We start from the raw sequence: 10,450 nt of genomic DNA on the forward strand, positions 1-10,450 counted from the left end.
CGTCGAGTCCTTTGGCGGCCTGCGCCTGCCGGACCCGACCCTCGAGATGCGGCAGACGCCGCAGACCTTCTCCAACCCGCTGCTCCAGGGCATGCGGACCCCCGGTCTGGCGGCCTCCGAGCAGCAGCGGGGCATGCGGCTCGAAGACGCCTACGAGGCCATCGCGCGCATCGCCAATGCCGTGCGTGAGGTCGGCGGTCGTCGCAAGTCGCTGGTGTTCCTCACCGAGGGGTCGTCAGTGGGCGGGTCGATCACCTCGTCGGCCTCGCTGAGTGGCGACACGACCGGCGCCATGCTGGATGCCCTGGCGGCCGCCTCGGTCGCCGACCTGGCCATCTACCCGATGAACCCGGCCGGCCTGGACCTGCCGACCGATCGCCTGATCGAGGGTTTCACCCGTCAGGTCGACACGGCGAGCGAAGGCAACACCCGCGGCTTCGGTGGCCGCGAAGTCGCGCAGGAGGATCTCTCGAACGTCATCACGCAGTTCCTCCAGGCCAAGAATCAGCTCCGCGATCTCGCGGCCCTGACGGGCGGCGTGTCGCTCATCGACGGCAACGACCTGTCAGGTGCGGTGGATCGGGTGCTCCGTGACGCCAGCGATTACTACGTCATCGGCTACGAGCCCGACAAGGAAGTGAAGGGCACGAAGATCCGTCCCATCGAGGTGCGGGTGACGCGCCCGGGCGTCAAGGTCTACGCCCGCAAGGGGTACATGCCGCCGCCGGCCAACCGCGAAGCGCAGAAGGTGCCGTCGAGCCTGTCGCCCTCGATGCGCACGCTGCTGTCGGGCATCGTCCCGGTCGATGCGCTGCCGATGGTCGTGCAGATGATCGCCCTCGGTGAGGTCAAGGGCAAGATGCGCTATGCGGTGGTCACCGAGACCGCGGGTGGGCCGCTGGTCGATGGCCTCGACGGCGATCGGGTCGGCCTCGAACAGGCCATCCTGAGCATCGACGGCAACGGCAAGATGGCCAACGCCACGCAGAAGACGGCGGAACTCAAGGTGGGACCCGCGCAGGTGCAGATGCTCGGCGAACTCGGGGTGCGGTCCATCTGGTGCATCGACCTGGCCCCGGGGGCGCACCAGATTCGCGTCGCCACGGTGCACCAGCAGTCGGGCCGCGGTGGCTCGATGTACCTCGACGTCACCGTCGAGCCCGGCAGAACCTCCAATGCCGACGCCCTCCTCGCCCTCAGCCAGACACCGAAGCCGACGGCCTTCATCGATCCCGAAGCGAAGAAGCTGATGGCGGCCGGCGGGAGTCAGGAGTAAGGACGGAGGAGAGAGGAATGAGGACGGAGGTAGGACGGAGGGCCGAGGGATGAGGGGCGCGATCGCCTCGCTCCTGCTGTCGGCACTACCGGTCGTCGTCCTCACTGCGCAGCAGACGCCGCCGGTACAGCCGACGCCCGAGCGGCCCACGTTCCGGGCCGAGGTGTCCCTCGTCGAAGTCTCGGCCGTCGTCACCGGCGACGGCGACAGGCCCGTCGCCGACCTGACGACGGACGACTTCGAGGTGCTCGAAGATGGCGTGCGCCGACCGATCGTGTCGGCGCGGTTCCTCTCCACGACCGCCGCGGCCGCTGCGACCCGGCGGCCGCCCGTCCTTCCTCCGTCGCTGGCCGGGGCCCGCCTCGACGAGGTGGTCACCAACCGCGATCTGGCCGACGCGCCAGCCTTCGTGCTCCTGCTCGACGACCTCAACGTCAGCGCCTACGACTCGCATCGTGCCATCCGTGCCGGCCTCGGCGTCCTGGGGGCCATCCCGCCCGATGCTCTGGTCAGCGTCGTCACGACGAGCGGTGAAGGGGGCGCGCTCATCACGCTCGGACGCCCGACCGCGACGCACGTCGAGCGCGTCAAGGCTTTCCGCGGCCAGTACCTGACGCCCACGCCGGGCGCGGCCGGGGCGAGTTGGGTCGACACGCCGTGCAGTGGCGGCGCGGACTCGCCCGATTGCCTCGATCCGACCCGTGCCGCGCGCCGTGCGCATGCGCTCGAGGCCGTCGGTGAGCTCTTCGCCAGAACCGGATCCCGTCGCAAGGTGCTGCTCTGGTTCGTCACGGACATGGGGGTGTCGCCCCTCGACCCCGAACGCAATCGCGCCGCGCAGTCGGCGGGCCTGCAGCGCCTGCTCCGCGGCGACGTGACCGTCTACGCCATCGACCCCAGGGAGAACGTCGCGCCGAGCGACGGCCGGCCGGTGTACAACGACCGCCGGACCGGTGGACGCATGCGCGCGGGCACCGCCGACACGCAGTTCGGCGGCCGCGGCGGTTCGACCATGGACCTCAACACCGACGACATGGTGGGGGTGCCACTCACCCAGGTCGCGCGCGACACGGGTGGACGCTGGATCCAGAACGCCAACAACGTGGAGAAGCTCGCCAGCGAGATCGTGACGCAGAACCTGTCGGCCTACGTGCTGGCGTACGAGTCCGCCGCCTCGGCGGTCGCGGGCTCGCACAAGATCGAGGTCAAGGTGAAGCGGCGCGGCGCGAAGGTGTCGGCGCGCCGCAGTTTCGTGGTAACGCCCGGTGACAGGCGGCCCGCCCCGCTATCGCCGTCAGCCGACGTCATCACCGCGCGACTGCGCGAGGTGATCCAGGGCGGCGTGCCGTTCGGCACCCTGACGCTGCAGGCGCATGCGGCACCGCAATTCACCTCGGACGGGCCCGGACGGGTCCTGCTGACCGTCCGGGTGGACGACGATGCGACACTCGACGCGTCGACCATGGACCTGCTGGTGCTGGCCGCCGACGACACGGGCACGGTCGCCGTCGTCGAGCGGTTCGCCATGACCCGGCCGTCGACAGGCGCGCCGTGGGAAGGCAGCATCACGCTGATGCTGGCGCGCGGCGCGCACCAGTTGCGGATCGCCGCTTCCACGCCCGACGGCCGGCGGACAGGCCTGCTCCTGCACGCGGTCGACATGCAGGCTCCAGCAGACGACCTGTCGCTCGGTGTTCCGACGTTGCTGGGCGAGGACGCCGCTGGTGTACGACCCACGCTGGCGCGCACGTTCGTGGCCGGTCATCCGCTGGCCTACCAGGTGGAAATCGCCGGGGACACCGTGAAGGAGGGGCGCGCCAGCGTCCGCGGGCGACTCATCGACGCGGCGGGCACCACGGTGCGCGAGCAGGAGGCCGGGCTCGACCCTGCCGCCAGTCCCGTGCATCGTCGGGCGACGGGCGTGCTGACCACCGACGACCTCGCACCAGGCGCCTACACGATGGTCGTCGAGGCGCGACGCCCGACAGGGAAGGGGACGCTGACGCATGCGATCCCGCTGACCATCACGCCGGCGCTCCCTGGCAGTCGGGCGGCGCTGCCGACGGGGCAGCCCGTGACCCCGCTGCCGGTCGCGCACGGCCCGTTCACCAGGCACGAGGTGCGCGGCCCGCAGGTCATTCGCACCGAGCGCGACTGGAAGGCCTTCTGGCTCGCCCTCCCGACCCGGCAGCCGGCGCCCGACATCGACTTCTCCCGCGTCACGCTGGTCGCCATCGTCGCCGAGGACGGCCCGCCCGCGACGCCCCGCGTCGCCCGCGTGACCACCGAGCCCGGTGGCGTGGTCGTCGAGTGGACCACCGAGCCGATGGCGGGGCTCCCTGCCGCGGATCCAGTCCGCCCCTTCGTCGTGCTGGGACTGACCCAGGCCGAGGGACGCGTCAGATTCGCGCGCGTCCCCCCCGATGAGGACGGAGGACCGAGGAGTAAGGAATGAGGTAGGACGGAGGTCAGAGGTCAAAGGTGCGAAGCAGGACCGAGGCGACGCCTTTCAACTTACCTCCATCCTCTGACCTCCGTCCTACCTCCGTCCTCCTTCCTCTCTCCTCCGTCCTCTCACGTCCTTTCACTCCCAGTGCACCGAGGTGGTCTGGCCGTTGGCGGACTGGTTGCCGCCGATGGCGCGCAGCGTCAGGTCGACGCCCTCGCTGGTCCACACCGACTCGACCCAGCCGACCGGTTCGTTGTCGTTGAAGTTGTAGCCGACGGCGGGGAGGTTGATGAGCTGTCGTCCCTCGCGCTCGATCACCTCGTACTTGTGCGAGTGGCCGTAGACGATCGCCTTGACGTGGCGGTGCGGACGCAGCACATCGAACAGGCGGTCGGCGTCCATCAGTTCGCCGTCGTTCGTGCCCAGCGTGTGGTGGACGAGGATCACCGTCGGCTGCGCGGACGCGCTCAGTTCCTTCGCGAGCCACGCGCGCTGGGCGTTGCCGAGCTGGCCGGGGGTGACGTCCGGAGCCAGCAGTGAGTCCAGCAGCACGAAGCGCAACCCGCCGGCCTCTCGCGTAGCGGTGTGCTTGTTCGCAACGACGGCCGTCGCCGGCTTGAGGGCCGGAAACGCCTCGAAGAAGTTGGCGCGATGGTCGTGGTTGCCGAGCACCATGCCCACGGGCCCCTTGGCCATCACTGGCGCGAGCAGGCCCTTGAGCCGCGCGTAGTCCTCGGGCAACCCCTTCAGGCGCGCGAGGTCGCCACCGAGCAGCGTGCCGTCGATGTTGGCGGCCACCACCTGCGGCACCACCTTCGTCAGATTCTCGACGGGGGAGAAGCCCCGGTACGTCTCCGTCGCGTCGGCAGGGATGTGCGTGTCCGACAGCAGCGCGAGACGAAGTGGACTCGTGCCACCCTGGGCGCGGGCGCGGGGCGCAAACGTCAGGCTGACGGCGGCGGTCCCGGCAGCGGCGAGGAACTGGCGACGAGTGGGCGAGGGACTGAGCAGCAGCGGCATAGCCCCGCTTTATACGCCATTCCGGCGACAGCGGTGTGTCCGCGACGCGCGGTCGTTCACCAGGCCAGGGGCGGAGGGGGCGCCCCGGGCAGGGGCGCCCGTCCGTCTAGCGTGAGGCCGACGACGTGGGCTTGCTGATCTTCGGGAGCGCCCACGGCGCGCGGTACTGGGGCATCACGAGGCGCTGGGCGTCCTCGTCGCCGACGAAGCGCTCCGCGTCGACATCCCACTGGACCCGGCGGTTCAGGCGGAAGGCGATGTTGGCGAGATGGCAGGCGATCATCGAGTTGTGGCCGACCTCGACGTCCGATCGCGGCGCCTTGCGCGTGTCCATGCAGTCGAGGAAATCCTGCACGTGCTTGAGGTGCGAGTCTTCGCCGCCCGTCCCCTTGCGCGGCTCGCCGGCCATGCGGTACGACTTCTTGCCCTTGACCGTCTCGGTCTCCGGCAGCACTTCCCAGCCGCCACGATCGACGACGAGCACGCCGTTGTTGCCGTGGAACGCCACGCCGTGATCCCGCATGTAGGGGCCCTGGCCGATCGCCGTGGCATGCTCCCAGACCATCGAGAAGCCGTCGCACTCCCACAGGGCCTGCTGCGTGTCCGGCGTCTCCTCGGCATCGTCCGGGAAGCCGAACTTGCCGCCGACCGACATCGCCGCCTTCGGGGCCTTGACGTTCATGCCCCAGTTGGCGATGTCGATCATGTGGGCGCCCCAGTCGGTCATCAGTCCACCGGAGTAGTCGTAGTACCAGCGGAAGTTGAAGTGGAAGCGGTTCTCGTTGTACGGCCGCTGCTTCGCGGGCCCGAGCCACATGTCGTAGTCGACCTCGGCGGGGGCGGCGCCATCCGGCTTGTGCGGGATGTTGCCCATCCAGTCCTGGTAGGCCCAGGTCTTCACGAGGCGAATCTTGCCGAGCGCGCCGCTCTTGACGTAGGCCACGGCGTCGGCGAAATGTTTCGCGCTGCGCTGCTGCGTGCCCATCTGCACGACGCGGCCGTGCGTGCGGGCGGCATCCACCATCACGCGGCCTTCACCGATGGTCAGGGCGAGCGGCTTCTCGACGTACACGTCCTTGCCGGCCTGGCAGGCCATCACCGTCGGCAGCGCGTGCCAGTGGTCCGGGGTGCCGACGATCACGGCGTCGATGTCCTTGCGATCGAGGACCTTGCGGAAATCCCGCGTCGTCAGCTCGGCGGTCTGGTTGAACATCTTCGCCATGCTGGCGGCGGTCTTGGTCACCTGGCGGTCGTCGACGTCGCACAGCGCCACCAACTGGGCCCCGGCCTTGAGCATGTCGCGGAGGTCGCTGTTGCCCATGCCGCCGCAGCCGATGAGTCCGACCCGGACGCGCCGGTTGGCCCCGGCCACGCGGTCCTGCGACTGCGCGGAGAGCACGGACGCGCCGCTGGCCGCGGCGCCGAGGGTGGCTGCGGCACCAGCCGCGGAATGGGCGAGAAAGCGTCGCCGCGAGGGTTGGCGGGTCATGGGACTCTCCGTGAGCGTCGTACGGTAAGGAAGCCATGCCCGACGGGGTGTCGGCGGGCACTGGCAAGACGCCGGCACGGAGTCGGGGAACGCGCACAGCATACTCTGGGAGGACGATGACGGGCGAGGCGGCAATCCGGTTGGCGGTGTTCGTGGGCGTGCTGGGCGGGATGGCACTGGCCGAGGCCCTCCGGCCGAAGCGGCGGCGCGAGCTGCACCGCGGGCGTCGGTGGCCCGGCAATCTGGCGCTGGTCGGGATCGGCGCCGTCGCCATGCGCGTGGCTGCGCCGGCCGGGGCGGTGACGGCGGCCGTGCTGGCCGAATCACGCGGCTGGGGCCTCCTCCACGCGTGGCCGCAGCCGACGGCCGTCGCCTGGGTCGGCAGCATCGTCGTGCTCGACCTGCTCGTCTATGCCCAGCACGTGGCCATGCACAAGGTGCCGTGGCTCTGGCCCTTGCATCGGGTGCACCACGCCGACGTCGATGTGGACGTCACGACAGGCGTGCGATTCCATCCGCTCGAGTATCTGCTGTCACTGGGACTGAAGGGGATCGCGACCGTCGCCATCGGCGCCCCGGTCGGTGCGGTGATCCTGTTCGAGGTGCTGCTGAACGCGACGTCGATGTTCAACCACGCCAACCTCGCCCTGCCGGCGCCGGTGGACCGCGTCCTGCGCCTGCTCGTCGTCACGCCGGACATGCATCGCGTGCATCACTCGGTAGACCGCCGGGAGGCCGACCACAACTACGGCTTCAACGTGCCGTGGTGGGACCGCCTCTTCGGCACCTACCGCGACCAGCCGACCGAGCCGCACGAGACGATGACCCTCGGCGTCTCGCACTTCCGCAGTGCCGACGACCAGCGACTCGACCGCCTGCTGGTGCAACCGTTCAAGGACGCCTGAACCAGACGTCAGCCGCCGTGGCCCGGTTGCCGGTGCCCGGTTCCCGGTTTCCGACTACCTGGCAAACATCGTGCGAGCGACGAACCAGACGTTGGCGGGGCGCTCGGCCAGGCGCCGCATGTACCACGGGAACCAGTACTCGCCGTAGCTGATCAGCACGCGCAGCCCGTAGCCGTCGCGCCCGAGTTGCTGCTGCACGCTGCGCTGGATGCCGTAGAGCAACGCGAACTCGCAGGCGTCGTTGGGCACGCCGGTGGCCTTGGCGTGCTGCTGGATCGCATCGATGATCGACACGTCGTGGGTGCCGAACACGGCGCGGAAGCCGCGGGTCCGTGCCGGTTCGCCGATCATCGCCTTCGCCAGCGAGAGGTAGTTGGCGTCGACGTCCACCTTCTTCGGGAAGGCGACGCTCGCAGGTTCCTTGTAGGCGCCCTTCACGAGGCGCACGGCCCCACCGGCCCCGATGATGGCCTCGAGATCCTTCGCGGTGCGATACAGGTACGCCTGCAGGCACACGCCGACGTTGGGGTACTCGGCGAGCACGGCGTGATACAGCGCCAGCGTGGCATCGACATAGGGATGCTGCTCCATGTCGATGTAGAGGATCGCCCCCTGTTCCGCCGCGCGGGCCGCCAGTCGCCGGACGTGGTCGCGACACCGCGCCGGGTCGATGTCGAGGCCGAGTTGCGTCAGCTTGACCGAGATCTGGGTGTCGAGGCCGGCCTGGGCGATGCGGCCGTACGCCTCGAGGTAGTGCTCGGTGACGGCGTCGGCTTCGGCCATCTCGGTGACGTTCTCGCCGAGGCGCGTGAAGATCGTGGCGATGCGATCCTGCCGGCGCAGCGTGTCGGCCGCCTCGAGGGCGTCGTCCAGCCGCTCGCCGGGCATGAAGCGTTTCACGGCCTTGCGGAAGACCGGCAGGGTAGTGGCGTTGGCCCGCATCCACCGGTTCTCGGACGCGGCGAGCAGCAGGCTGCGCACAGGATGCATGTTCGTCGCTCCTTACCAGACGCCCTTGAGCAGGCCACCGTCGATCTGCACGATGGCTCCGGTCGTGTAGGCCGACGCGTCCGACAGCAGGAAGGCCGCGGCCTTGCCGAATTCGTCGGGGGCGCCGTAGCGGCCGAGCGGAATGGTCGCTTCCATGCGGGTGCGCTGTTCCTCGAGACTGATGCTCGCCGCTTTCGCCCGGCCCTCGTCCAGTTCCCGCACACGGTCGGTGTCAATCCGGCCAGGCACCAGGTTGTTGACCCGGATGCGCTGGGGCGCCAGTTCGTTCGACAGCGTCTTCACCAGCGCCGACACGCTGGCCCGCACCACGTTGGACAGCGCGAGGTTGGGAATTGGCTCCTTGACGGCCGACGACGTCGTCATCAGGATGCTGCCGCCACCGCGTGAGGCCATCACCGGCACCGCGAGCCGCACCATGCGAATGGCGCTCAGCAGCAGCAGGTCGACGGCCTGCTGCCACGCGTGGTCGTCGAAGGACAGCACCGGCCCGGGCGGCGGCCCACCGGTGTTCACGAACAGCAGGTCCACGCCGCCGAAGCGTTCCAGCGTCGCCTCGTGCCACGTCGTGATGTCGTCGGCCGTCCGCAGGTCGGCTGGCACCGCCAGCACCTGCGCGCCGGGCGTGCCTTCGCGCAGCGCGGCGGCGGCCGCATCGATGCGGAGCGCATCGCGCGAGGCGATGGAGACCTGCGCGCCCTCGGCCACCAGTGCGCGCGCCACCGCCAGGCCCAGCCCGCGGCTCGCACCACCCACCATCGCCACCTTGCCCGTCAAGCCGAGATCCATGCGAGTCCTTCCTGTGCGGCGGTCCACGTGATCAAGCGGTCGAGCGCCGCCTTCGTGCCGGGGTCGATGGTGGCGCCGGGTGCCCGCGTGGAGGCGTCGGCGATGAGACCACGACGCTTGAGCACCTCCTTGCGCACGGCCATGCCGATGCCTTCCTGGAACTCGAGACGCATGAGCGGCACGGTCTTGTAGAACAGGTCGGCGGCTCCTTCCGTGTCGCCGGCATGCCAGCGGCTGACGATGCCGACGAGGATCTCGGGGAAGGCGAAGCCGGTCATGGCCCCAGCCGACCCGGCCATCAACTCCTCGAGCAGGTAGACGCCGCCCAGGCCACCGAAGATGGTCAGGGGCATGTCGCCGGCCGCGTCGAGGAGACGGGCCGTCTTGAGGGGCGTCGGCGGGTCCTCGAGCTTGATGGTGCGCGCCGCGGGGATCTCCCGGGCAATCTGCACGAGCAGCGAGGCTTCCATCGTGAAGCCCGACACGGGCGGGAAATCCTGGATGACGATCGGGATCGTCAGTGCGTCGGCGAGGGCGGCGAAATGGGCCTTCACGCTGGCCGAGTTCAGCTTCGGCGCCCGCGGGGGGCTCACCATCACGGCCGTCGCGCCGGCCTGCTGGGCGGCCTTGCTCAGTTCGAGGCAGGTGTGCAGCCCTTCGGTGGTGGTCCCGACCACGACCGGAACGCGCCCGTTGACCTGGGTGAGCACCGTGTCGAGCACCAGCGCGCGCTCGCGCTCGGTGAGGCGTGCGGCCTCGCCGAGGACCCCCAGGGCCGTGAACCCCGTCACGCCCGCCCCGATGAAGTGCTCGACGTACCGCCGCAAGCTCTCCACATCCACGTCGGCGCCCTGCCTGAACGGCGTGGCGAGTACCGAAAACACTCCCTGCACGTGCGTCTCGCTCCTCTGTGTGCCCCGCGACGGCGGAAGCTGAAGAACGGTATCAAAGAAATGCCGAACGCCGAATGCCGAATGCCGAAGGGGAAAGGAACAGGGTAGGGCCGGCTCTCCGAGCCGGCCGTCATCGTCAGACCGCCATCACCATCCAGACCACGACCTGTGACGGCCCGCTCGGAGAGCGGGCCCTACCCGTCTCGCGACGCAGTGATATCGTCGACCCATGTCCATCACGACCCAGGACGAGCTTGCCGGCATGCAGCGTGCCGGCCGGGTGGTGGCCGACGCCCTTGCCGCGATGCGCGAGGCCGTGGTCCCCGGCGCGACCCCGGCCGACATCGAGGCCGTCGGCGCCGACATCCTCCGGCGTCATGGGGCACGCGCCGCGCCGGTCGTGGTCTATGACGCCCCCTGCGCGGCGTTCATCAGCGTCAACGACGCCGTGGTCCACGGCTTGCCGACCCGCACGCGCCTGCGGGCCGGCGATCTGGTCAAGATCGACGTGACGCCGCAACTGGACGGCTTCATCGCCGATGGGGCCATCACCGTGCCCGTCGAGCCGTCGACCTCGCGGGGCCGTCGCCTCGCCCAGTCGGCCGAACGCGCTCTCGCGTC

General features: G+C 69.9%; 9 protein-coding genes. 4 read left to right on the plus strand and 5 right to left on the minus strand.

All coding sequences use genetic code 11. The annotated features are described in order from the left end of the window. On the plus strand, positions 1–1,276 hold a 1,276-nt coding region (locus Q0C41_RS26465; protein WP_291989120.1), incomplete at its 5' end, for a VWA domain-containing protein. A 49-nt stretch (positions 1,277–1,325) separates the two neighbouring features. After that, a complete protein-coding gene (locus Q0C41_RS26470; protein WP_291989122.1) occupies positions 1,326–3,731 on the plus strand; it encodes a VWA domain-containing protein in 2,406 nt (801 codons plus the stop codon). Positions 3,732–3,860: 129 nt separating this feature from the next. Here the strand turns inward: Q0C41_RS26470 and Q0C41_RS26475 are convergent, their stop codons facing one another. Together Q0C41_RS26475 and Q0C41_RS26480 are read right to left on the minus strand one after the other, a co-directional pair. Continuing rightward, on the minus strand, positions 3,861–4,745 hold the full coding sequence (locus Q0C41_RS26475; protein ID WP_291989124.1) for a metallophosphoesterase: 885 nt from the start codon (positions 4,743–4,745) through the stop codon (positions 3,861–3,863). 106 nt (positions 4,746–4,851) lie between these two features. After that, positions 4,852–6,234 (minus strand): Gfo/Idh/MocA family oxidoreductase, encoded by a 1,383-nt coding sequence (locus tag Q0C41_RS26480; protein WP_291989127.1) that lies wholly within the window; start codon positions 6,232–6,234, stop codon positions 4,852–4,854. Positions 6,235–6,350: 116 nt separating this feature from the next. Here Q0C41_RS26480 and Q0C41_RS26485 point away from each other — a divergent pair, with 116 nt between their 5' ends. Beyond that, positions 6,351–7,139, plus strand: a complete 789-nt coding sequence (locus Q0C41_RS26485) for a sterol desaturase family protein (protein ID WP_291989129.1) — start codon at positions 6,351–6,353, stop codon at positions 7,137–7,139. A 54-nt stretch (positions 7,140–7,193) separates the two neighbouring features. Here Q0C41_RS26485 and Q0C41_RS26490 read toward each other — a convergent pair whose 3' ends face one another. Genes Q0C41_RS26490 through Q0C41_RS26500 form a run of 3 tightly spaced genes read right to left on the minus strand, consistent with a single transcriptional unit; the run spans position 7,194 to position 9,829 of the window. Continuing rightward, entirely contained in the window at positions 7,194–8,129 is a 936-nt protein-coding gene (locus Q0C41_RS26490; protein WP_291989130.1) for a proline dehydrogenase family protein, read from the minus strand. 12 nt (positions 8,130–8,141) lie between these two features. Further along, positions 8,142–8,936, minus strand: a complete 795-nt coding sequence (locus Q0C41_RS26495; RefSeq protein WP_291989132.1) for an SDR family oxidoreductase — start codon at positions 8,934–8,936, stop codon at positions 8,142–8,144. Further along, entirely contained in the window at positions 8,921–9,829 is a 909-nt protein-coding gene (locus tag Q0C41_RS26500) for a dihydrodipicolinate synthase family protein (RefSeq protein WP_291989134.1), read from the minus strand. Before Q0C41_RS26500 ends, Q0C41_RS26495 begins: the two co-directional genes overlap by 16 nt. Before the next feature lie 229 nt (positions 9,830–10,058). On the opposite strand from Q0C41_RS26500, the gene Q0C41_RS26505 reads away from it, so the two are divergent. After that, a partial coding sequence (locus Q0C41_RS26505) for a M24 family metallopeptidase (RefSeq protein ID WP_291989135.1) occupies positions 10,059–10,450 on the plus strand: 392 nt, incomplete at its 3' end.

This window comes from Luteitalea sp., from assembly GCF_022842525.1.
Taxonomy (GTDB): Bacteria; Acidobacteriota; Vicinamibacteria; order Vicinamibacterales; family Vicinamibacteraceae; genus Luteitalea.